Origin of the sequence: Vibrio navarrensis (genome assembly GCF_000764325.1) — a bacterium.
GTDB lineage: Bacteria > Pseudomonadota > Gammaproteobacteria > Enterobacterales > Vibrionaceae > Vibrio > Vibrio navarrensis.
In genome coordinates this window covers 686,697-710,575 of the sequence record NZ_JMCG01000001.1, presented here as the reverse complement: position 1 = coordinate 710,575, position 23,879 = coordinate 686,697, and the positions used below count along the sequence as shown (strand labels likewise).

Here is a 23,879-nt window from a genome sequence, read left to right as displayed (position 1 = left end):
AGCGACAACAATCTATTCCAAGTTTTCATCAATATAAAATCGGGGCTATTTACTGCCAGAAATCGAGTAGGAGGAGGCCTCACGGCCTCCGTCCTCTCACACCACCGTACAAGCGTGGGTCGCATACGGCGGTTCCAAGGCATACCAACTTTCGTTGGCTTAGATTCACTGTTTAACTCCGACGCCACTATGTCTTGCCTCTCTTCGTTAGTTGCAGATCCATTTCCGACTTCTCCACATATTTCTAACGTAGCTGTAGGGGTTCTACTCTTTACTGAGACTCCGTACACACTGAGAATTTGTTACCTGTTTATCTAAAACCTTGGTTCAGGCCTTCCCTAAATCTTAGGTACTATGCCCTCTGCTGACTTCTTATGCCCATCACACAACATCACTATTGCATTAGTCTCTAATGAGACAGGCGATAAGACCTCCCGAGGTAAGATGCCACCCTTTCCCATAGCTCTGCCCGGTTTACATAATCACACTTCTGTTCGAGACTTCGGGCTATTCTATCTATAGCTAGGTTACCCAAGTTGACTATGCCTACTACCAGATTTCTGTTCGTCAAAGCTATGTTTTGCCATTTGCTTCCTTCAGATTCCACCTCACGATGGACACCCTTGCATAGGCTAACGTTTCCTGCTCGACAAGGCACGTAGAGGACTTTCACCTCCTAGGTTGACACCATGCTCGGCGCACTAAAAAAAGCCCGCTCAAATGAGCGGGCAATGAGGTTGTCAAAATAAGCCTGTTGATATATTTAAGGCGGCTTACTGTATTACGCTTGTAAACTTGCTTTCACTTGCGCGTGCAGCTCTTGCACTGACGTCACGCTCGCTTTTGCATCTGCAGTATGAGACATACAGGTTGCAAACGCTGCGTTTAGCGTTGTTGTGTAGTTCACTTTCTCAGCCAGTGCGCCGCGACGCAGAACTTTCGAGTCTTCAATCGCCTGACGGCCAGCTGCCGTGTTGACGATGTAGGTGTACTCGTTGTTCTTGATGCGATCGAGAATGTGCGGACGGCCTTCGTGCACCTTGTTAACCAGACGTGGGTTGATACCTGCTTCACCCAGAATCACCGCAGTGCCGTGCGTCGCATCCAGTTTGTAACCCAGTTTCACTAGCTTAGAAGCGAGATCTACCACACGCTCTTTGTCACCTTCGCGAACCGACAGCAGTGCACGGCCACCTTCAGGGTAGACGTTGCCACAGCCCAGTTCTGCTTTCGCGTAAGCTTCCGCAAATGTTGCGCCGACACCCATCACTTCACCCGTTGAGCGCATTTCAGGGCCAAGCAGCGGGTCAACACCCGGGAACTTGTTAAATGGCAACACCACTTCTTTAACCGAGTAGTATGGTGGAATGATTTCTTTGGTAAAGCCTTGTTGTTCTAGCGTTTGACCCGCCATCACGCGTGCAGCAATTTTCGCCAGCGGCGCGCCAGTCGCTTTCGACACGAACGGAACCGTACGCGCAGCACGAGGGTTCACTTCAATCAGGTAAACTTCGTTGTCTTTGACGGCAAACTGCGTGTTCATCAGGCCACGAACGCCCAGTTCCATCGCCAGTTTCTCAACCTGCTCACGCATCTTGTCCTGAATTTCCTGACTTAGCGTGTAAGCGGGTAGCGAACAGGCCGAGTCACCCGAGTGAACACCCGCTTGTTCGATGTGTTCCATGATACCGCCAATCACGACGCGTTCGCCGTCACAGATAGCATCAACGTCCACTTCGGTTGCGTCATCAAGGAAACGGTCCAGCAAAACCGGAGATTCGTTCGATACGCTCACCGCTTCGTTAAAGTAACGGCGCAGGTCAGACTCATCGTAAACGATTTCCATCGCGCGGCCGCCCAGCACGTATGAAGGACGAACCACCAGCGGGAAGCCGATCTCTTTCGATTTCTCAACCGCTTGTTCAATCGCAGTCACTGTTGCGTTTTGAGGCTGTAGCAGACCCAAACGCTCTACCGCTTGTTGGAAACGCTCACGGTCTTCCGCACGGTCAATCGCATCAGGGCTGGTGCCGATGATTGGCACACCGGCCGCTTCCAGCGCACGCGCCAGTTTCAGCGGAGTTTGACCACCGTACTGCACGATGACGCCTTTTGGTTTTTCAACGCGTACGATTGCGAGAACATCTTCCAGTGTCACGGGTTCGAAGTAGAGACGGTCTGAAGTGTCGTAGTCGGTCGAAACCGTTTCTGGGTTACAGTTCACCATGATAGTTTCAAAGCCGTCTTCGCGTAGTGCTAGCGATGCGTGTACACAGCAGTAGTCGAATTCGATACCCTGACCGATACGGTTTGGACCACCGCCCAGAACCATGATTTTCTCTTTATCGGTTGGGTTTGCTTCACATTCGTCATCGTAAGATGAGTACATGTACGCCGTGTCAGAAGAGAATTCTGCTGCACAAGTGTCGACACGTTTGTAAACCGGGTGAATGTTGAATTGGTCACGCAGACGGCGGATTTCGCTTTCAGATACGCCCAGCAGTTTAGACAGACGCGCATCCGAGAAACCTTTACGTTTCATTGAGCGCAGCACATCTTCGCTTAGGCCAGCAAAACCGCCTGCCTTAACCTGCTCTTCCATTTTCACCAGTTCTTCGATTTGAACTAGGAACCAACGGTCAACGTTAGTTAGGTTGAACACGCCGTCCACCGACATACCGGCACGGAATGCATCAGCGATGTACCAAATACGCTCTGCGCCCGCTTCTTTCAGCTCGTGACGAATCTTAGTCAGTGCGTCCGGAGCGTCGAGGTTGACCATTTCGTCAAAACCGGTTGCGCCCACTTCCAGGCCGCGCAGGGCTTTTTGTAGTGATTCCTGTTGGTTACGGCCAATCGCCATCACTTCACCCACTGACTTCATCTGAGTTGTCAGACGGTCGTTGGCACCAGCAAATTTCTCGAAGTTAAAGCGAGGAATCTTAGTCACAACGTAGTCGATGGTAGGTTCAAATGATGCTGGCGTTGCGCCGCCAGTGATGTCGTTCATCAGTTCATCAAGAGTAAAACCAACCGCCAGTTTCGCCGCCACTTTTGCAATTGGGAAACCTGTTGCTTTAGAAGCCAGAGCAGAAGAGCGAGATACACGTGGGTTCATCTCGATGATAACCATACGGCCATCTTTCGGGTTGATACCGAACTGGACGTTCGAGCCGCCCGTTTCTACGCCGATTTCACGCAGTACCGCCAGAGAGGCGTTGCGCATCAGCTGATATTCTTTGTCGGTCAGAGTCTGTGCTGGCGCTACTGTGATTGAGTCACCGGTGTGGATGCCCATTGGGTCGAAGTTCTCAATCGCACAGACGATGATACAGTTGTCCGCTTTATCGCGAACCACTTCCATTTCGTACTCTTTCCAGCCGATCAGAGATTCGTCAATCAGCAGCTCATTGGTTGGCGACAAGTCCAGACCACGACGACAGATTTCTTCAAACTCTTCTTTGTTGTACGCGATACCACCGCCAGTACCACCCATAGTAAAAGAAGGGCGGATGATACAAGGGAAGCCGACCATATCCAGCACGCGGTACGCTTCTTCCATGGTTTTCGCCGTATCAGCACGTGGACACTCCAGGCCAATAGATTTCATCGCTTTATCAAAGCGTGAACGGTCTTCTGCTTTATCAATCGCGTCAGCCGTTGCGCCGATCATTTCCACGCCGAATTCAGCCAGTACGCCATGTTTTTCCAGCGCCAGAGCACAGTTCAGTGCTGTCTGACCACCCATGGTTGGCAGGATGGCATCCGGGCGCTCTTTTTCGATGATCTTGCGTACCACTTCCCAGTGAATCGGCTCGATGTAGGTCGCATCCGCCATTTCTGGGTCAGTCATGATAGTCGCTGGGTTAGAGTTAACCAGAATAACGCGGTAACCCTCTTCACGCAGCGCTTTACACGCTTGCGCACCTGAGTAGTCAAACTCACAAGCCTGGCCGATAACAATCGGACCCGCACCCAGGATAAGAATGCTTTTAATGTCAGTACGTTTTGGCATTGTTTACTACTCCAAATTAAGCGCGGTGTTGTTTAATCAGTTCAATGAAGTGGTCGAATAGCGGTGCCGCATCATGAGGACCTGGGCTCGCTTCAGGGTGTCCCTGGAAGCTGAATGCCGGTTTGTCCGTGCGGTGAATACCTTGCAGCGAACCATCAAACAGAGATTTGTGCGTTGCACGCAGGTTCTCTGGCAGTGTCGCTTCATCAGCCGCGAAACCGTGGTTCTGCGAGGTAATCATCACAACATTACGATCCAGATCTTTAACCGGGTGGTTGGCACCGTGGTGACCAAACTTCATCTTCACTGTCTTCGCGCCAGACGCGAGCGCCAGAATTTGGTGGCCAAGACAGATACCGAAGACTGGCAGACCTTTATCCAGGAATACCTGTGTCGCTTCGATAGCATAAGTACAAGGCTCAGGGTCGCCTGGGCCGTTTGACAGGAACACGCCATCTGGATTCATCGCCAGCACTTCTTCAGCAGACGTTTGCGCAGGAACGACGGTCAGTCGGCAACCACGGTCCACTAGCATACGCAGGATGTTACGCTTGGCACCGAAATCGTAAGCCACGACGTGGTATGGTAGTTCGCTATCGTCTTTTGCTTCAGGCAGGCCACCTTCCAGTGTCCATGAACCTTGTTTCCATTGGTACGCTTCTTTGGTCGTGACGACTTTCGCCAGATCCATCCCTTTCAGACCAGGGAACTCTTTCGCTTTTGCCAGAGCCAACGCTTCATCCAGATTATCGCCAGCCATGATGCAGCCATTTTGCGCCCCTTTTTCACGCAAAATACGAGTCAGCTTGCGCGTATCGATGTCAGCGATGCCGACAATATTTTGTGACTTAAGGTAATCGGAAAGAGAACGTTCACTGCGGAAGTTGGAAGCGATAAGAGGAAGATCGCGAATCACGAGGCCTTGTGCATGAATCGAAGAGGATTCTTCGTCTTCGGCGTTAGTACCGGTATTGCCAATATGAGGATAAGTAAGAGTAACGATTTGTTGGGAATAGGAAGGATCAGTGAGGATTTCTTGGTACCCCGTCATCGAGGTATTAAAAACGACTTCACCAACGGACGACCCATCTGCACCAATGGAAACTCCGCGGAACACTGTCCCATCTTCTAGGACTAACAGTGCTGATTTACTCAAGACAACCTCCAGAATAAAAATGCAAAAATAATAAATTAAGCTGCAAACTTGCCTTCCTTAACACCACTTTCCGAAGATTTCGGGGAAATCAGACAAATTGGCGGTATTCTAAAGATCGTCGTGATTTCTGTCAACAATTAGTCAAAAACATATTTACCATTTAGACCAGTTAGAGCAAAAAGCCATAAAATGACCGCAAAAGTATAAGTTTATTAATCCACAAAGGGCAATTTGATGTAATTTCGATGGAACACCACTTTTAAACGTCATCCCAGATCACAGTTTCATTTTTGTTTTTGACGCAAACGTTGCGCAACAAATAACTAATTTAATTTTTGAGCAACTCAAACAAAAAGCAAGTCGTAAGCGCAGAAATAACAAGAAAAGCAAGTCATAAAATGACAAGAAGCCGACGAGAGATAAAAGAGAAGAAAAACGAGAAATAAAGAAACGCCGGCAAGTGCCGGCGCATAATTATTTAATTACAGCTCATTGAGCCCTAACACATCAGTCATGGTGTAGAAACCAGCAGGTTTGTCGCTTAGCCATACCGCTGCTTTAACTGCTCCATTGGCAAACGTCATACGGTCTGTCGCTTTGTGCGTAATTTCCACACGCTCACCAATATCGGCAAACATGGCGGTATGCTCACCGACAATGTCACCCGCTCGAATTGTCGCAAAACCGATTTCATTGCGGCTGCGCTCACCCGTGATGCCTTCACGTGCGTACACCGCGACGTCGCTAAGCTTGTTCCCCATCGCATGCGCGATGGCTTCGCCCATGCCAATTGCAGTGCCCGATGGTGCATCCACTTTATGGCGGTGATGCGCCTCGACAATTTCGATATCGCAATAATCACCCATCACTTTGGCAGCTTTCTCCAGCAGTTTGAATACCAGATTGACACCAACTGAGTAATTTGGCGCCATCACCACAGGCACTTGTTGTGCTGCTTGGTCAATCAGCTCACGCTGCGCTTCACTAAACCCAGTGGTGCCGATAACGATGCTTTTGCCATGCTGCTGACACAACTGCAAGTTGGCTAATGTGCTGGCTGGCGCGGTGAAATCAATAATCACATCAAACTGGTCAATAACCTTAGCCAGATCCTCAGTCACCGATACCGAAAATTTCCCTTCTCCGCACAGCTCCCCCAGGTCAACCCCAACCAGTGAAGACTCTGGTCGCTCCGAACCTGCACTCACCACGGCTAAAGGGTTGTGATGAGCGGCTTTTACTAGGTTGCGCCCCATGCGTCCCGCTGCCCCTGCAATTGCAATTCTTACCATTGCATCTTTCTCCATTAATCCATGATCCACCCGAGCGGCAAATCGTTTAAATATCGATATAAACTAACAACAATCCCAACGGGAGACCAGAGATTAAGCAAACTCTTTTAATACTCTCTGCAGCACTGGCACGTTCGCTTCGGGAAAAGCGTAGTCACTCAACTGAGTGATTTTGACCCAAGCATGCTGCTGGCCTTCTTTGCCATAGGGTTGGCCGTCAAAGGCGTGTACGCAGATAAAATCGAATTTTAACGACTTGTCTGGATAGTCATACTCTAAGTGCTCAAACAGGCTCTGCTCAGTCACGCTAATGCCGATCTCCTCATCAAGCTCACGGGCCAGTGCTTGCTCGACCGATTCACCCATTTCCACTTTGCCACCAGGAAACTCCCAAAAGCCACCCTTGTGCTTATCATCTGGTCGTTTGGTAATAAAAATCTCACTTTTGTCCTGATTAAAAATAATACCTGCAACAATATGAATTCGTTTCATTGGTGCGTTTCCCCTTTCTCTATGCTCCCCGCTACTATCGTCGGGTGATATCTCACTGATACAAAAAGAGCCGCCTAGGCGACTCTTTGTACTTATACTGTCACGATCAGTTGATCTGACCATGACACTGTTTGTATTTCTTGCCACTGCCACAAGGACAAGGTTCGTTACGGCCCACTTTACGCTCATCGCGTACAGCTGGTTGATGAGATACGTGCTCATCGCCCTCTGCCAGTGGGTTATCTGCCGCAGCGTGTTGCGCCTGCGCTCGGCGAGCCGCTTCTTCTGCTTGCGCTCTACGCTGAGCTTCCATACGTTCCACTTCTTCTTGTTGTTGAACGCGCACTTTTGACAAGATCATAATCACGTCAGACTTAAGTGTTTCCAGTAAACCTTCAAACAGCTCGAACGACTCACGCTTGTATTCCTGTTTTGGGTTCTTCTGCGCATAACCACGCAAATGGATCCCTTGGCGCAAGTGATCCATCGCCGCCAAATGCTCTTTCCACAAGGTATCTAGCGTTTGCAGCATCACTGATTTTTCGAAGTTGCGCAGCACTTGTGCACCGACCACTTCTTCTTTCGCTTTGTAGACTTCTACCGCGAGATCGATGATTTTATCGCGTAGCGCTTCTTCATACAGTTTATCGTCCTGCTCCAACCACTGTTTCACCGGCGCATCGAGGTCGAAATCGTTCTTCAAGCGCTCTTGCAGGCCAAGCAGATCCCACATGTCTTCCAATGATTGCGGAGGAATGTACTCATCAATCACATTGTTCAGTACATCAACACGGTTGTGCTCGAGCATTTCGCTGATATCATCAGAACCCATCAACTCATCGCGCAGCTCGTACACCACTTTACGTTGGTCGTTGGCCACATCGTCGTATTCCAGCAATTGCTTACGGATATCGAAGTTGCGCCCTTCCACTTTACGTTGCGCTTTTTCAATCGAGCGAGACAACATTTTCGATTCGATTGCTTCACCCTCTTCCATGCCGCTTTGAATCAAGGCCGCCATGCGATCAGAGGTGAAAATACGCAGCAGGGAATCTTCCATTGACAGATAGAAACGCGAAGAGCCCGCATCACCTTGACGACCAGAACGGCCACGCAGCTGGTTATCGATACGACGAGATTCATGACGTTCGGTACCAATAATGTGTAGGCCACCCGCGTCTAGCACTTGGTCATGAACGATTTTCCATTCCGCTTTGATGGCATCAATCTGCGCTTGGCTTGGGTTGTCCATCTGTTCAACTTTAGCTTGCCAACTGCCACCCAACACGATGTCCGTACCACGTCCGGCCATGTTGGTCGCGATGGTCACAGCCCCTGGTTTACCTGCTTCGGCGACGATTTCCGCTTCTTTCTCATGGAACTTGGCGTTCAACACGTTGTGTTTGATCTTGGCTTTCTTCAGCGCGTTAGACAGCAGTTCCGATTTTTCAATCGATACCGTACCTACCAGAACCGGTTGACCTTTTTCAACGCGTTCTTTGATGTCTTCAATGATTGCAGCAAATTTTTCCGCTTCAGTGCGGTAAACCACATCCGGCATATCATTACGGATCATTGGTTTGTTGGTTGGAATAACCACAGTTTCCAAGCCATAGATTTGCTGGAACTCAAATGCTTCGGTATCTGCGGTACCTGTCATGCCCGACAGTTTTTCATACAGACGGAAGTAATTCTGGAAAGTAATTGAAGCCAGCGTCTGGTTTTCATTTTGAATCTTGACGCCTTCTTTAGCTTCCACCGCTTGATGCAAACCTTCAGACCAACGACGCCCCGGCATGGTACGGCCAGTATGCTCATCAACGATAACCACTTCACCATCATCAGTGACGATGTAGTCGACGTTGCGCTCAAACAACACGTGGGCACGCAGTGCTGCGTTGACATGGTGCAGCAAGCTGATATTGGTCGGAGAATAGAGGGTATCGCCTTCTTCCATCAGGCCATTTTTCACCATCAGCTCTTCAACAAATTCTTGCCCGGTTTCAGTCAAGTGAACTTGCTTGGACTTCTCATCCACGGTGTAGTGACCATCGCCACGGTACTCTTCGCTGTCTTCTTTGTCCTGCTTTTGCAGCAGCGGAATGAGCGCATTGATACGCGTGTACAGCTCAGAACTGTCTTCCGCAGGACCAGAAATAATCAGCGGCGTACGAGCTTCATCAATCAAGATCGAGTCCACTTCATCGACTACCGCAAAGAAACGCGCACGCTGCACGCGGTCTTCATTGCGAAACGCCATATTGTCACGCAGGTAGTCAAAACCGAATTCGTTGTTGGTACCGTAAAGAATATCGGCTTGGTAGGCTTCTTTTTTCGCCGGATGAGGCATGTTAGGAATATTGACGCCAACGGTCATACCTAGGAATTCAAATAGCGGTCGGTTGGTCTCGGCATCACGCTTGGCAAGGTAGTCGTTGACGGTAACAATATGCACCCCTTTTCCAGGCAGGGCATTTAAGTAAGCCGGCAATGTCGCCGTCAGCGTTTTACCTTCACCGGTACGCATTTCCGCAATTTGTCCCGAATTAAGCACCATGCCGCCAATCAGCTGTACATCAAAGTGGCGCATACCATAAACACGTTTTGACGCTTCACGCACCGTCGCAAATGCCTCTGGCAATAGCTGGTCAAGCGTTTCGCCCTGTTCAAGACGTTGGCGAAATTCAACGGTTTTTGCTTTTAATTCTTCATCAGACAGAGCCTCAAACGTTGGCTCGTAATTGTTGATCTCTTTAACAATCTTTCTAAGGCGACGCAGTGTTCTATCATTGCGACTACCAATAACTTTTGTCAGTAGCTTAGTTATCATTTGTTATGAATCTCTCTTTGCTAGATCATCTGTGATCTACGATAAATGCCTTCAGTCTCTACCAGTCTTAAACTAAGGATACTGAGATAAATCATGTAACTCAGATATTGTACTGTCAGGTAGGATTTTCAAGGCTAAAATTGGAAATAATGCTGTCTAGTGTAAGGATTTTTCTTTTTTATCACCATTGTTAACCCCAATTGTTTGAAGCGCTTTGAAGTTTTTATTGATATTGGTGGAGGATTCAGCATCAATATCAGGCGAAAGTTCCTTGAGCTCTAGTTAATCGGTAACTTAAAGTGCATTTATCGCTAAGATTAATGGTGAATCGTCATGCAAGATCAGAATTGCAGCACAACAGCTCGTTTAAGAAGTTACCACTAGATATCCGACATTTAGCTCTTCTATCTAACCTAGCGCGCGGCGCAGTTTTTCCAATGGCAACGGCAGCAGATTGCCGTGCGGCAAATGGGTCGGGATGGAAGTACAAATAAAAGTATAGATGGGATGGATAGAGAAATAGCAAAAAGCCAGACTAGATGTCTGGCTTTTTAAATTCGATTGACTGCTCTTAAGCGAAAACCATATTCGGTTCAGCAAAGGCAACTGGTGAACCCGCTTCTTCTTCGAAGGTAGTCCATTCCCACGCTTCTTGATCTGCCAGTACTGCACGTAATAGTTGGTTGTTTAAACCGTGCCCTGATTTGTAGGCGCGGAACTCACCAATAATCGCATGACCACACATGTAAAGATCGCCAATCGCGTCCAGAACTTTGTGAGTCACAAACTCATTCTCAAAACGCAAGCCTTCTTCGTTTAGGATACGGTAATCATCCAGTACGATAGCGTTATCAAAACTGCCACCCAAGACGAGGTTTTGCGATTGAAGGTACTCAATGTCACGCATAAAGCCGAAGGTACGAGCACGAGAAATTTCACGTACAAAACCTTGCGAAGAGAAATCAAACAACAAACGTTGCTCGTCAGACTCAATGGCTGGATGGTTAAAGTCGATCTCAAAATCCATGCGGAAGCCATTAAATGGGACAAACTCAGCCCATTTATCGCCATCTTCGAAACGTACAGGTTTCTTGATTCGAATAAAACGCTTTGCCGCATTTTGGAATTCAATACCCGCTTGCTGGAGCAGATAAACAAATGGGCTTGCGCTGCCATCCATAATGGGGATTTCAGGTGCGTCGACTTCAACGATCACATTGTCGATGCCCATACCCGCCAGTGCGGCGTTTAGATGCTCAACAGTGGATATGCGAACACCGTCATCGCTCACAAGTGCGGTACACAGCATAGTGTCACGGACCGAAGCCGGATCTGCTGGAAAATCGACTGGCGGATTCAGATCCGTACGACGATAAATAATACCGGTATTTGCAGCGGCAGGGCGAAGAGTCAATGTGACTTTACGACCAGAGTGGAGGCCCACACCAGTTGTTTTCACCATTTCCTTCAGAGTACGTTGTCTGATCATCTGCTTGCCTCGATAAAAGTGCTACAAAACACGGTCGTATAGTACACCGACCGTGAATGCTACCACAATTTTGAACAGTGTCAAATTGTGCTTGGGTATTAATCAGCCTGACGACGTAAAAATGCCGGAATATCCAAGTAACCGCTCTCTTTCTCTGGCTTCGGCGCCGTATTCTGGCTGCCAGAGGTTTGGGAAGAAGAGACTGGCGCGGATGGCTGAGGAGTAACCTGAGTTCTCTCCTGCATACTCTGTGCCGGTTTTTCTTCCACTTTCGCTGCCACTACAGGTTGAGCAACTTTGGTTTTACCACCAGAAACCAAGGTAATGTCTGGTTTCTTGTCGTTGCCAATACCTGTCGCCACAACGGTAACGCGGATTTCGTCAGCCATGTCTGGGTCTAGAGAAGTACCGATAACCACAGTGGCATTGTCCGAAGCAAACGCTTTGACCGTGTTACCAACTGTCTCGAACTCATCCAGACGCATATCCAGACCCGCCGTAATGTTCACCAGAACACCACGAGCGCCAGCAAGATCGATATCTTCAAGCAGTGGGCTGGAAATCGCCATTTCAGCGGCCTCTTCTGCTCGGTCTTCACCTTTAGCGATACCGCTGCCCATCATGGCGTGACCCATTTCAGACATCACTGTACGTACGTCTGCAAAGTCGACGTTAATCATGCCAGGGCGTGTAATCAGCTCTGCGATACCTTGAACGGCATTTTTTAGTACGTCATTCGCGCTAGCAAAGGCTTCCAAAAGGGTGACACCACGGCCAAGCACTTTGAGCAATTTCTCGTTTGGAATGGTGATCAGCGAGTCAACGTGTTTCGATAGCTCGTCAATGCCCTGCTCTGCAAACGCTAAACGCTTTTTACCTTCAAAGCTAAATGGCTTGGTCACAACAGCAACGGTCAAAATCCCCAATTCCTTGGCAACTTCAGCAATCACTGGCGCGGCACCAGTTCCGGTACCACCGCCCATACCAGCTGCGATAAATACCATATCGGCACCATCGAGCACTTCTTTAATTCTTTCTTTGTCTTCTAGAGCTGCGTCACGACCTACTTGTGGATTTGCGCCCGCACCCAAACCTTTGGTGATGTTGCCACCGATTTGGATTACGTTCCCCACACTCGTCTTACGAAGCGCTTGTGCATCAGTGTTGACGCTGATGAATTCCACGCCTTCGATGGATTCACGCACCATGTGCTCTACAGCGTTACCGCCGCCACCGCCAACCCCAACGACTTTAATTACAGCATCGTCAGACATTTCCATCATCGGTTCAAACATGTGTTATCTCCGTTTTTCCTGCAACTCTCAGGTTAAAACTCTTTTTGTATCCAATTACGCAGCTTGCCAAACAAGCCAGTGACCGCCGAACGTTTGGGCTCGTTGTAGTCACCATCATCACTGGCTCGCATATCACGTGCGTAATGAAGTAATCCAACAGCCGTGGAATGATACGGCTCTTTTACATAATCGGTTAAACCACTCACTTCCAGCGGTTTACCAACGCGAACTTGATTGCGGAAAACGCGTTCCGCACATTCAACCAATCCTTCGATTTGGGCTGCACCGCCCGTTAGGACTACACCCGCAGCCAAATGGTGCTTGATGCCATCCTGACGAAGCTTTAGTTGCACCGTTTCTATGGTCTGGTTAACCAAACCCATTAATTCTGTGTAGCGCGGCTCGATCACTTCCGACAGCGTTTGACGCTGTAGGCTTCGTGATGGTCTGCCTCCGACACTAGGTACGTTGACGGTGTCGTCTTTGCTGACCAGTTCGCTCAGCGCGCAGCCATACTTCACTTTTATCTCTTCAGCATCGCTGACTGGCGTACCAAATGCAAAGGCAATATCGCTAGTCACCGCGTTGCCCGCGTAAGAGAACACTTCGGTGTGGCGCAGCGCCCCTCCCGTCCAGATGGCAACATCCATGGTGCCTGCACCAATGTCGACCACACAAACGCCGAGTTCTCTTTCGTCTTCAGTGATCACCGCATTACTTGCCGCAAGCCCTGAAAACACCAATTGCTCCACTTTTAACCCGCAACGCTCAACGGCTTTGATGATGTTGCGCGCCATGTCACTGTGACAGGAGATCAGATGTACACTGACCTCCATTCTCACCCCAGACAAACCCAGTGGATTTTTAATACCTTCCTGATAGTCAATGGTGAACTCTTGCGGAATCACATGCAAGATACGCTGTTCATCACCGATTTTTATGGATTTTGCAGTATGTATAGCACGATCCATATCTTCCTGTGAGACTTCTTCGTCAGATATTGTTCCCATACCTTTTTCGATACGGCTAGCAATATGTTTTCCCGACAAAGAGATAAATACGTTGCTGATTTGGCACTCAGCCATTAACTCGGCCTGATCAATCGCCCTCTGTACCGATTTCACCACAGATTCAAGATCGTTCACGCCGCCTTTATCCATACCACGCGACGGGCTACTTCCCGCACCTATGATATTGATTTGACCATCAGGCAGTATTTCACCTACCAGAGCTAATACGCTTGCAGTGCCTATATCAAGACCAACAATAAGATTATCATCCGCGGTCTTAGTCATCTGTATTCTCTTGTCCTAACTCTTGTTCTGGGAACCAACCAACTGCGGCTCCCGTATCATACCTGAGGTCGACATAGCTGACCTTCGCCGCCTTACTACCTAGCTGGCGGTAAAGCGAGAAAAACCTCGCTACTCGTTCCGCTAACGATTCTTTGCCAAGCTCTAGCCGAATACCGTTATCCAGAATAATTTGCCAAGCTCTGCGATCATTGAGCACTAGCGATGATATCGATAAATCCAATTTTGCGAATTCGGGACTAATTTGCCGATAGACATTGAGCACTTCCGGACCGCTAGCGACTGGACCATAAAGTTTTACTTTATCTTCTGTTAATTGGGCAATATCACCATCAAAAACCATGCCATGTTCATTAAGCAGCGCGTTACCATTCCAAATAGCTTCGGCTTTATGTTCCGTCAAATACACTTTTACTGTATCTGGCCACTGCTTACGAACGGCGGCATGAGCAACCCAAGGCAATGCTTCTACACTTTGTTGCAACACATCGACATCTTGCGACATAAAAGTGCCGATGTGATCAATACGAGCGAGCGCACGCTGCACATCTTCTTGTGTCACATAGCGCAAATCACCTTGTAGGATCATTTTTGACAACGGCAGACGCTGATCGTCCCACATCCAACTTAATGTTGAATATAAAATCGAGCCAATTAACGTAACAACGACGGCCAAAAACAGAGCGCCAATAATATGAGGCGTTTTATTTATTCGATTTTCACGTTGAAATTCAACGTCATCGACTGTCAGTTCCGTCAAAGTTTGCGCTTCCTGACTGAGTTTATTTAGACTTTTCTCTCTGAATATTCACGATACGAAAAGCAAGCACTTTAACCTTGGGATTATACTGAGCTCTGATAAACTATCAAATACTGATAATAAGAAATCGCAACCAAGTTATCGGAAATCCGCGATCCTCGTTCGGCTCTGTGTATTTATACCCACCATTTATGACAATGATTTCATTTTGGCGATATTCAATTCCAAAGCGGCGAGATGTCTAGCGACTTTGCCAACATCACCCGCTCCTTGCGCCAGCACCAGATCGCCATCTTGCAGCACATTCGCAAGCACTGACGGAAGCTGGGCCGAGTCGGGAACGAAAATCGGATCCAATTTGCCGCGGCTGCGAATAGTACGACAGAGCGCACGACCATCGGCTCCCGCGATCGGTTTTTCTCCGGCGGCATAGACATCCAGCATAATCAGTACATCGACCTGTTCCAGTACATTAGCAAAGTCATCATAGAGATCACGAGTGCGGCTGTAGCGATGTGGCTGAAAAATCATCACTAGGCGTTTCTCCTGCCAGCCATTGCGCGCGGCGTTGATCGTCACGCCGACCTCGGTTGGGTGATGGCCATAGTCATCCACCAGCATGGCGCTGCCGTTGCCCGTCTCAAATTCGCCAAGGTGCTCAAAACGACGACCGGTTCCTTGCGTGCCAATCATTGCGGCCAAGATCGCGTCATCGCTAATATCGTCTTCGGTTGCCACCGCAATCGCCGCTGAAGCGTTAAGCGCATTATGTCGCCCCGGAATGTTCAAGGTGATCTCCAGATTAGCGCGATCTTTACGCACCACGGTAAATTTGCCTTGCTGCCCGTCTTGGCGATAGTTTTCAATACGCACGTCGGCGTCTGGTGAAAAACCGTAGGTGATCACTTGGCGGCTAATTCTTGGGATCAGCTCGCGGATCACCGGATCATCAATGCAGACTATCGCCTGCCCGTAAAACGGCAAATTGTGCAGAAAATCGATGAAGGTCTGCTTCAACGTTTCAAAATCACCGCCATAGGTGTCCATATGATCGGCTTCAATATTGGTGACGATGCTGACCATCGGCTGCAAGTGCAAAAAAGAGGCATCGCTTTCATCGGCTTCGGCGATCAAGATGCGGCTTGAGCCTAAGCGCGCGTTGGTACCTGCGCTTTTAACTAATCCGCCGTTGACAAACGTCGGATCGAGCCCCGCTTCTGAGTAAATTTGTGTCACTAACGCCGTAGTGGTGGTTTTACCGTGCGTGCCCGCAACCGCAATACCATGACGAAAACGCATCAGCTCCGCCAGCATTTCAGCACGGCGCACAATCGGAATACGCGCTTCACGAGCGGCTTTCACTTCTGGATTCGCCTCGTTGATGGCCGTCGAAACCACCACGACACTCGCTTGGTCAATATTACTGGCTTGGTGGCCGATAAATACCTTGCCCCCTTTTTGCGCCAAACGTTCAGTCACCGCATTTTCTGCTATGTCAGAGCCGGTGATTTGGTAGCCTTCATTCAAGAGTACTTCCGCGATGCCGCTCATCCCCGCGCCACCAATTCCAATGAAGTGGATAGACTTCACACGGCGCATCTCTGGCACCATGGCTCGGATTTGGGCTAAATCTTGCGTATGTTGAATCGTCATTGATCTCTACTCTTTAATTCTTATTGGTTAGCGCGATGATCGCGTCGGCAACCACTTGGTCTGCGTTGGTCTGTGCCGCGGCTCTGGCCTTTATTGCCATCGCGAGTAAGCGGTTGCGATCCAGCGGCTGGATCTCCGCCACCAGTTTTTCCACGGTGAGCTGTGGTTGCTCAATCATCTTCGCTGCGCCGCAGGCGACCAGATGGTCTGCGTTTAACGCCTGTTGGCGATCTTTATGCATAAACGGGATAAAAATGGCTGCCACGCCCGCGGCAGAAACTTCAGATACCGTCAACGCACCAGAGCGACACACCAACAGATCCGCCCATGCGTATTCGGCGGCCACATCGTCGATAAACTCACTCACTTGTGCGTGTTTGACGCCCGCTTGTTGGTAGGCTTGTTCGACCTCTTGCGCGTTCTCTTTTCCCGCTTGGTGGCGAATCTCAAAGCCGCTACCTAAGGTCGCCATAACCGCAGGCAGAGTTTGATTGAGAATGCGCGCGCCCTGACTGCCGCCCATCACCAAAATGCGGATTGGCCCTTGGCGGTTTTGCATGCGTTGTAGCGGCTCAGCGAGAGCGACCACATCATCACGTACCGGGTTGCCGACCACGTCAGCTTGTGGAAATGCGCCCGGAAAAGCTTGGAACACTTTTTTGGCAATTTTTGCCAGCCATTGATTGGTTAAACCCGCCACCGCGTTTTGTTCATGCAGCACCACTGGAATGCCGGATAGCCATGCCGCAATGCCGCCCGGGCCACTGACGTAGCCGCCCATCCCCAGTACCGCATCCGGCTGCCACGCTTTGATGTGGGCTTTCGCTTGTAAAATAGCGTTGATGATTTGCAACGGCGCTACCAGTAGGCGCTTCCATCCTTGACCACGCAATCCTTTGACTTTAATAAAATCAATCTCAATGCCGTGTTTCGGCACCAATTCGGCTTCCATACGATCGGCCGTGCCCAGCCAACGGATTTCCCAGCCCTGTTGCTGAAGTTTTTTGGCAACAGCCAAACCCGGGAACACGTGTCCACCTGTTCCGCCGGCCATTACCATCAGTCGTTTATTCTTTTTCATCTTGTGTTTGTGACTCTGCTTTTTTCACGGCTGGCATCAGCCGACATTCATGGTCAATTCGCAGCAGTATTGAGACCGCCACCGACATAATAATCAAACTGGAGCCACCGTAACTGATCAAAGGCAAGGTTAAGCCTTTGGTTGGTACCATCCCCGCTGCCGCACCAACGTTAATTAAGGTTTGAAAGGCAAACCAGATACCGATACCAAAAGCGAGATAACCACCAAACTGGAACTGATGCTCAAAGGCTTTCTTACCAATGAATACCGCTTTAAGTACTAGGCTGAAAATCAGCATCAACACCAGCACGACACCAATAAAACCCAACTCTTCGGCCATCACGGCAAAGACAAAGTCTGTATGAGCCTCTGGCAAGTACTCAAGTTTTTGAATCGAGTTACCTAAGCCCTGACCAAACCATTCGCCACGGCCGAATGCCATCAAGGATTGCGTTAACTGGTAGCCACTGCCAAACGGGTCTTCCCACGGGTCAAGAAACGACGTCACTCGCCGCACTCGGTAGGGCTCTATCAGGATGAGTCCAACGACCGCGCTGACGCCTGCCACCATTAAGGCGAGAAACTGGCTCAGCTTTGCCCCGGCAATAAACAACATGCCAAACAGTGTCACCAGCATCACCACTACTGTGCCTAAATCCGGCTGACCTAACAGCAACACAGCCAGCGCCGCAAACACCATGATCGGTTTCATAAAGCCACCAAAAAAAGTCGCTCTCACTTCATCCTGTTTACGCACCAGATAACTGGACATAAAGATAAACAGCGACAGTTTGGCGACTTCCGCCGGCTGAAGGTTAAACAGCCCTAGCGGGATCCAGCGCGATGCACCGTTGACCGATTTCCCCGCCAGCAACACAACCACAAGCAGAGTGAAAGAGAGACCAAGCAAATACGGGCTATAGCGCTGCCACTTGTCCAACGGCACTTGTAACACCACCGCCGACGTGACCAATGCCAGAAAAAGAAACGTGGCATGACGGAACATAAAGTGAAACGGTTGATCCGTCAGCCGCGAGCTGATCGGAAAAGAGGCCGATGTGACCATCACCAGCCCGATCAACATTAAACTGAGCGCGATCCACACCAGTTGGCGATCAAACAGCGCCTCTGGTGCGCTGTGACCAAACCATCGGAGCAGAGTTGTTCTGAAATGTGCTGCCTTGACCAAACGGTGAACCTATTGCTATGCGTACTGGCGCGCCAGCTCAGCGAATCGATCGCCGCGCGCCATAAAGTTACTGAACTGGTCAAAACTAGCACAGGCTGGCGAAAGCATCACCATATCTCCCGGTTGCAATTGCGCAGATATCTGCTCAATCACATCTTCCATCCGTTCAAAGCGTTTGGCTGACGGATGTAAAGGCATAAACTTATCGCCATCTGCACCAAAACAGCAGAGTTCGACGGGCAAATTGGCCAAAACAGGCGCTAACGGTGAAAAGTCGGCCCCTTTGCCGTCGCCACCGACCAACAGGTAGAGCTTGCCCGTGCAGTGCAAGCCCGACAAGGCTGCTTGAGTGCTGGCCAGATTAGTTGCTTTCGAATCATTGACCCACTTAATGCCGCGATTATCGGCGACAACCTGACACCGGTGTGTCAACCCGGTGTAAGACTTCAGCGCCTCTAGCCCTTTCCGATAGTCAATTCCTGCCGCGCTTAGTAGCGCTAGCACGACCAACACGTTCGCCACGTTATGCTGACCCACCAGTTTTAACTCGCTGCTTGGCAAGATGGGCTGACCGTTTTGCGCCAACCATGACTGACCTTGCCAAGTGATTAAGCCAAACTCTTCTGCATCAGAGCCAAACGAGAGCAATGGCATCGGCGAGAGCGGATAAGTTTGCACATCATCACGATTGACGATGGCGGTTTGCGCGTGTTGGAAAATGCGCAGTTTGGCTTGGCGATAGTCGTCCATGCCCTGATAGCGATCCATGTGATCTTCGGAAAGATTGAGAAACGCCGCCGCCACCAGTGACAAACTGGCGGTGGTTTCCAGCTGAAAACTCGACAACTCCAGCACGTAGAGTTCGACCTCTTGCTGCAACAAATCGAGAGCAGGTACTCCAATGTTGCCACCGATGGCCGCTTTCACTCCGCAGGCATTGGCCATCACACCACACAGGTCGGTAACGGTACTTTTGCCGTTGGAACCGGTAATCGCAAGCACTGGCTTGTCTGCCGCCCAGGCAAACAGCTCAATGTCACCAACCACAGGCGTACCTTTCGCAAGCACGGCCTGAATTTGTGGGGTTGCTAACGCGATTCCGGGATTGGTGACCACCAGATCGGCTTGGCTCAGCCAAGCGTCATTCCAGCCACCCGTATGTAGCTCAATGCCTGCTGGCAGTTTGTCTGCCCCCGGCGGCGTTGGTCGAGTATCCATCACCTTAAGCTGCAACTGAGGCTGTGTTTTTCTCAGGTGTTTAACGACAGAGAGCCCGGTTATTCCGAGCCCTACGATCACCACATTCTTTATCGATTGCCAACGTTCCATATTCTTTCACACTATAATTGTGCGGCGAGAGAGCGCTTAACGCACTTTCAACGTCGCAAGACCAATCAAGACCAAAACAATAGAGATGATCCAAAAGCGCACGATCACGCGCGGCTCTGGCCAACCTTTTAATTCGTAGTGATGGTGAATCGGTGCCATGCGGAAAATGCGCTGGCCACGTAACTTGTATGAGCCAACCTGAAGAATGACCGACAGGGTTTCCATCACAAACACACCGCCCATGATCACCAACACCAGCTCTTGACGCACCAATACGGCGATGGTGCCTAGTGCACCACCAAGTGCTAACGAGCCGACATCACCCATAAATACTTGAGCTGGGTAAGTGTTAAACCATAGAAAGCCCAGCCCGGCGCCCACCATCGCGGTACACACCACCACCAGCTCAGAGGCATGCGGCAGATACGGGATATGCAGATATTGAGCGAAGTTGACGTTGCCAGTCGCCCAAGCAATCACAGCAAACCCGGCTGATACCAGTACGGTGGGCATGATGGCCAAGCCATCTAATCCGTCGGTCAAATTGACCGCGTTTCCGGTTCCGACAATCACAAAATAGGTGAGAATGACGTACATTAAGCCAAGCTGCGGCATCACATCTTTGAAAAAAGGCACCACTAACTGAGTGGCTGCCGTGTCTTTGCCATACGCGTACAGAGCAAACGCCACCACGAGCGCAATCGCCGACTGCCAGAAATACTTCCAGCGGGCAATCAAGCCATCGGTGTTTTTGCGCACCACTTTACGATAATCGTCGGCAAAGCCAACTGCGCCATAACCAAGCAACACAGCCAGTACCGCCCACACATAAGGGTTCGAGAGGTTCGCCCACAGCAATACGGTAACCGTGATTGCCGTTAGGATCATGATGCCGCCCATGGTCGGGGTACCACGCTTACTGAAATGGGACTCAGGCCCTTCATTGCGCACCACTTGACCAATTTGCAGCAGTTGCAGCCGTTTGATCATCTTGGGGCCCATCCAAAGCGAGAGGCCAAGCGCCGTTAGGACACTTAAGATGGCGCGAAACGACAAGTATTCAAACAAGCGGAAGAAAGAAAAATATGGCTGTAGCAGCTCGGCAAGCCAAATAATCATTTAAAGTTCTCCTTCAAAGCAGCCACAACCTTGCTCATGCCAGCCGAGTTCGCCCCTTTTACCAATAAGGTATGGTTTGATTCGGCGTCAGAAGCGAGATGCTGCTTGATATAATCGATCATGGCGCTATGGTCAGCGAAGTGAAGCCCCTGACACAGATCGCTAATAATTCGTGTGTCCTCACCAAAAGTAAGAACGTGCTCAAAACCAAATGGGGCAGCATGTTCACCGACTTGACGATGAAGTGCAAGACTTTCATCCCCCAATTCGGCCATGTAGCCTAAAATTAGCCAGCGCGTACCTGAAAAGCTCGCCAACAGATCCACAGCCACTTTCATCGCGGGGACGCTGGCATTATAGCTGTCATCGATCAGTTTAATCTTATCGGTGAGACGTTGGACATCCACGCGGCCTTTCACTGGCATCAAATTACGCAGCCCTGCCTGAATTTCTTGCTCACTCGCACCAAAATGCAGCGCGATGATCGAAGCCGCAATCGCATTGCTAACGTTATGCTGACCAATGATCCCCAGTGAAATAGGTAAAGCTTGCTTTGGCGTGTGCAAAACAAACTTTGCTTGGCCCTCTTCATTAAGATAAACGTCAGAGGCATAAAAGTCGGCATTTGGATCGTGCGCCGAGAAGGTCACGACTTTTTTATCGGCCAACACCGATTGCCAAGCCTCTCCGCCATTACTCTCTAGGTTGACCACTGCCACATCGCCGGCGGCAAGCCCTTGATAGATTTCACCTTTCGCCTGCTTCACACCGTCAATCGAGCCAAAGCCTTCCAGATGCGCGGCCGCCACGTTATTGACCAGGGCAATTTGCGGTTTGACTAAACGGGTGGTGTAAGCAATCTCGCCAATGTGGTTGGCACCCAGCTCAATCACCGCGTAGTCATCATCTTCTTGTGAGCGCAGCAGCGTAAGCGGCACGCCGATGTCGTTGTTAAAATTACCGGTGGTAAACAGTACCTTGCCTTTTTGCTGCAAAATACTGGCGGTCATCTCTTTGACGGTGGTTTTTCCACAGCTTCCGGTGATCGCCACCGTCGCCGTCTGGCAGCGCTGATGCACATCGGCCGCCAACTGGCCGAGCGCCAATTTCGTGTCTTGGACAACCACTTGCGCAACAGGCAGATCGAGAGCGCGTTCCACTAATAAAGCACTTGCGCCAGCCTGCAACGCTTGCTGGCAAAAATGGTGCGCGTCGAAACGCTCTCCCACTAAGGCAACAAACAGCGCCCCTTTTTCGATGTGGCGGGTGTCGGTGGAAACACTGGAAAAAAGGGCATCCTCACCGATAAGCTGGCCCTCAGTGAGCTGAGCCAAATGGCTAAGCGTGGTGTCTAGCATGGCTGAATTCCTAAAAGTTGCTGCGCCGATTCACGATCAGAATAGTGAATCGTCTGATGGGATAACACTTGGTAATCTTCGTGCCCTTTGCCCGCCAATAAAATGATGTCGTCGGCATGGGCGTGCTGCAAGGCGTGTTGCAGCGCTTTGAAGCGATCATGCTCCACAATCGCCAACTGCGGCGAGGCAAGACCTGCTAACATATCGGCGATGATCTGCGAGCCATCTTCACTGCGTGGATTGTCATCGGTGAGGATAACACGATCCCCCAGCCGCTCGGCGATTTCCGCCATCATCGGCCGTTTGCCTTTGTCTCGGTCACCACCGCAACCAAAAATGGCCCAAAGTTTGCCCTGACAATGTACGCGCAGAGCTTGCAAGGCTTTTTCCAGAGCGTCGGGCGTGTGAGCATAATCCACCACCACTTTTGCTCGGCCCGGAGCTTGGAAAAGCTCCATACGACCAAGCACGGGTTGCAATTGGGCCGCACTATCGAGCAGCGCTTGTTTATCAAAGCCGAGACTGAGCAAGGTGGCCAGTGCCAACATCAAATTGGTGGCATTGAACTCGCCGATCAGCGGCGCTTGAAAACGCCCAGTACCGAAACAGCCATCAAACTCAAGCGTGATGCCGCTTTGCGCGTAGTCGACACGCGTTGCCCAAAGGGTGCGCTCTGCGGAGGGTTGTGGCTGCAGCGAGACAGCAATACCGCGCTCAAGCTCGGCAAACCATTGAGCACCAATCGGATCATCGACATTGATGATCGCTTGCTGGCATTGATGTTCAGTAAACAGGCTCATTTTGGCCTGTGCATAAGCCTCCATCGTGCCGTGGTAATCGAGGTGGTCACGACTTAAGTTAGTAAACACGCCAGCGGCAAAGTTGAGATCTTTCACTCGCCCTTGCACTAAGCCGTGAGAAGAGACTTCCAACGCGGTGGTTTGTGCACCTTGCTGCGCTAGCGTCGCTAACGTTTTTTGCACTTCGACCGCGCTACCTGTGGTATTGGCGGCAGGCTGCAAGTTATGCAGAAAACCATTGCCTGTGGTCCCCATCACCGCCGCCGACTCACCAAGCAGTTGCAGCCACTGAGCGATCAATTGCGTGATGGTGGTTTTACCGTTGGTGCCCGTCACGCCAATCAAACGCATCTGCGGATGCGGATAGAGTTTCCCGGCAATGGCCGAAAGCTGCATATCGAGCTGCTCGACATACACCACGGGCACATCCCCTCGGTACTCCAAACTGGCGTGCGCATGTTGAGAACAAGCACTGGCGATCACCGCGTTGGCACCATTGGCGATGGCAGTATCGATAAAACGGCGACCGTCGGTTTGCTGGCCAATCATTGCGACGAAGGTATCCCCAGTACGAATCTTGCGGCTGTCCAACTCAAGGGAAGTGACCGTTACGGCATTGAGCTCTGGATAAATCGCCCAAGGCGATAACAAGCTGGCCAAACTGATGGATGTTGTCATGGTTTCAATTCTCCGAGCTAAGCTCAGGTA

16 protein-coding genes are annotated in these 23,879 nt (G+C 50.2%); all 16 read right to left on the bottom strand.

Annotated features, from left to right (window positions below; genetic code table 11):
• Positions 1-781: 781 nt before the first annotated feature.
• Complete coding sequence (gene carB, locus EA26_RS03170; RefSeq protein WP_039424014.1) at positions 782-4,015, bottom strand: carbamoyl-phosphate synthase large subunit; 3,234 nt, start codon at positions 4,013-4,015, stop codon at positions 782-784.
• A gap of 16 nt (positions 4,016-4,031) precedes the next feature.
• Entirely contained in the window at positions 4,032-5,171 is a 1,140-nt protein-coding gene (gene carA / locus EA26_RS03165) for a glutamine-hydrolyzing carbamoyl-phosphate synthase small subunit (protein ID WP_039424011.1), read from the bottom strand.
• Between the two features lie 482 nt (positions 5,172-5,653).
• The gene (gene dapB / locus EA26_RS03160) at positions 5,654-6,463 is read right to left on the bottom strand and encodes a 4-hydroxy-tetrahydrodipicolinate reductase (protein WP_039428736.1); all 810 of its coding nucleotides are present in this window, start codon (positions 6,461-6,463) and stop codon (positions 5,654-5,656) included.
• 93 nt (positions 6,464-6,556) lie between these two features.
• Positions 6,557-6,955, bottom strand: coding sequence for an 8-oxo-dGTP diphosphatase MutT (mutT, locus tag EA26_RS03155; protein ID WP_039424007.1), 399 nt, complete (start codon positions 6,953-6,955; stop codon positions 6,557-6,559).
• A 106-nt stretch (positions 6,956-7,061) separates the two neighbouring features.
• The gene (gene secA / locus EA26_RS03150; RefSeq protein WP_039424004.1) at positions 7,062-9,785 is read right to left on the bottom strand and encodes a preprotein translocase subunit SecA; all 2,724 of its coding nucleotides are present in this window, start codon (positions 9,783-9,785) and stop codon (positions 7,062-7,064) included.
• A gap of 571 nt (positions 9,786-10,356) precedes the next feature.
• Positions 10,357-11,274 carry a UDP-3-O-acyl-N-acetylglucosamine deacetylase gene (gene lpxC, locus EA26_RS03145; RefSeq protein ID WP_039424002.1) on the bottom strand — a complete coding sequence of 306 codons (918 nt, stop codon included), beginning with the start codon at positions 11,272-11,274 and terminating at the stop codon, positions 10,357-10,359.
• A 98-nt stretch (positions 11,275-11,372) separates the two neighbouring features.
• Positions 11,373-12,569 carry a cell division protein FtsZ gene (gene ftsZ / locus EA26_RS03140; protein WP_039423999.1) on the bottom strand — a complete coding sequence of 399 codons (1,197 nt, stop codon included), beginning with the start codon at positions 12,567-12,569 and terminating at the stop codon, positions 11,373-11,375.
• A gap of 32 nt (positions 12,570-12,601) precedes the next feature.
• Positions 12,602-13,864 (bottom strand): cell division protein FtsA, encoded by a 1,263-nt coding sequence (ftsA, locus tag EA26_RS03135; protein WP_039423997.1) that lies wholly within the window; start codon positions 13,862-13,864, stop codon positions 12,602-12,604.
• Positions 13,857-14,633 carry a cell division protein FtsQ/DivIB gene (locus EA26_RS03130; RefSeq protein WP_052079789.1) on the bottom strand — a complete coding sequence of 259 codons (777 nt, stop codon included), beginning with the start codon at positions 14,631-14,633 and terminating at the stop codon, positions 13,857-13,859. The genes ftsA and EA26_RS03130 overlap by 8 nt, the downstream gene beginning before the upstream one ends.
• Before the next feature lie 198 nt (positions 14,634-14,831).
• Positions 14,832-16,295 (bottom strand): UDP-N-acetylmuramate--L-alanine ligase, encoded by a 1,464-nt coding sequence (murC, locus tag EA26_RS03125; RefSeq protein WP_039423991.1) that lies wholly within the window; start codon positions 16,293-16,295, stop codon positions 14,832-14,834.
• Positions 16,296-16,308: 13 nt separating this feature from the next.
• Positions 16,309-17,376: an undecaprenyldiphospho-muramoylpentapeptide beta-N-acetylglucosaminyltransferase gene (gene murG, locus EA26_RS03120; RefSeq protein ID WP_039423988.1), complete on the bottom strand. Its 1,068-nt coding sequence runs from the start codon at positions 17,374-17,376 to the stop codon at positions 16,309-16,311.
• The gene (gene ftsW / locus EA26_RS03115) at positions 17,363-18,565 is read right to left on the bottom strand and encodes a cell division protein FtsW (RefSeq protein ID WP_052079220.1); all 1,203 of its coding nucleotides are present in this window, start codon (positions 18,563-18,565) and stop codon (positions 17,363-17,365) included. Before ftsW ends, murG begins: the two co-directional genes overlap by 14 nt.
• 15 nt (positions 18,566-18,580) lie before the next feature.
• Positions 18,581-19,894, bottom strand: a complete 1,314-nt coding sequence (murD, locus tag EA26_RS03110; RefSeq protein ID WP_039423985.1) for a UDP-N-acetylmuramoyl-L-alanine--D-glutamate ligase — start codon at positions 19,892-19,894, stop codon at positions 18,581-18,583.
• Positions 19,895-19,930: 36 nt separating this feature from the next.
• Positions 19,931-21,013, bottom strand: coding sequence for a phospho-N-acetylmuramoyl-pentapeptide-transferase (gene mraY, locus EA26_RS03105; RefSeq protein ID WP_039423983.1), 1,083 nt, complete (start codon positions 21,011-21,013; stop codon positions 19,931-19,933).
• Positions 21,010-22,371: a UDP-N-acetylmuramoyl-tripeptide--D-alanyl-D-alanine ligase gene (locus tag EA26_RS03100; protein WP_039423980.1), complete on the bottom strand. Its 1,362-nt coding sequence runs from the start codon at positions 22,369-22,371 to the stop codon at positions 21,010-21,012. The genes mraY and EA26_RS03100 overlap by 4 nt, the downstream gene beginning before the upstream one ends.
• A complete protein-coding gene (gene murE / locus EA26_RS03095; RefSeq protein WP_039423977.1) occupies positions 22,365-23,849 on the bottom strand; it encodes a UDP-N-acetylmuramoyl-L-alanyl-D-glutamate--2,6-diaminopimelate ligase in 1,485 nt (494 codons plus the stop codon). The genes EA26_RS03100 and murE overlap by 7 nt, the downstream gene beginning before the upstream one ends.
• Between the last annotated feature and the right edge of the window lie 30 nt (positions 23,850-23,879).

Bases quoted from the DNA above. Each gene is read 5' to 3' on its own strand.
- ftsZ (WP_039423999.1), bottom strand. From the start codon at position 12,569: ATGTTTGAACCGATGATGGAAATGTCTGACGATGCTGTAATTAAAGTC.
- ftsA (WP_039423997.1), bottom strand. From the start codon at position 13,864: ATGACTAAGACCGCGGATGATAATCTTATTGTTGGTCTTGATATAGGC.
- murG (WP_039423988.1), bottom strand. From the start codon at position 17,376: ATGAAAAAGAATAAACGACTGATGGTAATGGCCGGCGGAACAGGTGGA.
- murE (WP_039423977.1), bottom strand. From the start codon at position 23,849: ATGACAACATCCATCAGTTTGGCCAGCTTGTTATCGCCTTGGGCGATT.
- carB (WP_039424014.1), bottom strand. From the start codon at position 4,015: ATGCCAAAACGTACTGACATTAAAAGCATTCTTATCCTGGGTGCGGGT.
- mraY (WP_039423983.1), bottom strand. From the start codon at position 21,013: ATGATTATTTGGCTTGCCGAGCTGCTACAGCCATATTTTTCTTTCTTC.
- EA26_RS03100 (WP_039423980.1), bottom strand. From the start codon at position 22,371: ATGCTAGACACCACGCTTAGCCATTTGGCTCAGCTCACTGAGGGCCAG.
- murD (WP_039423985.1), bottom strand. From the start codon at position 19,894: ATGGAACGTTGGCAATCGATAAAGAATGTGGTGATCGTAGGGCTCGGA.
- lpxC (WP_039424002.1), bottom strand. From the start codon at position 11,274: ATGATCAGACAACGTACTCTGAAGGAAATGGTGAAAACAACTGGTGTG.
- dapB (WP_039428736.1), bottom strand. From the start codon at position 6,463: ATGGTAAGAATTGCAATTGCAGGGGCAGCGGGACGCATGGGGCGCAAC.
- murC (WP_039423991.1), bottom strand. From the start codon at position 16,295: ATGACGATTCAACATACGCAAGATTTAGCCCAAATCCGAGCCATGGTG.
- mutT (WP_039424007.1), bottom strand. From the start codon at position 6,955: ATGAAACGAATTCATATTGTTGCAGGTATTATTTTTAATCAGGACAAA.
- secA (WP_039424004.1), bottom strand. From the start codon at position 9,785: ATGATAACTAAGCTACTGACAAAAGTTATTGGTAGTCGCAATGATAGA.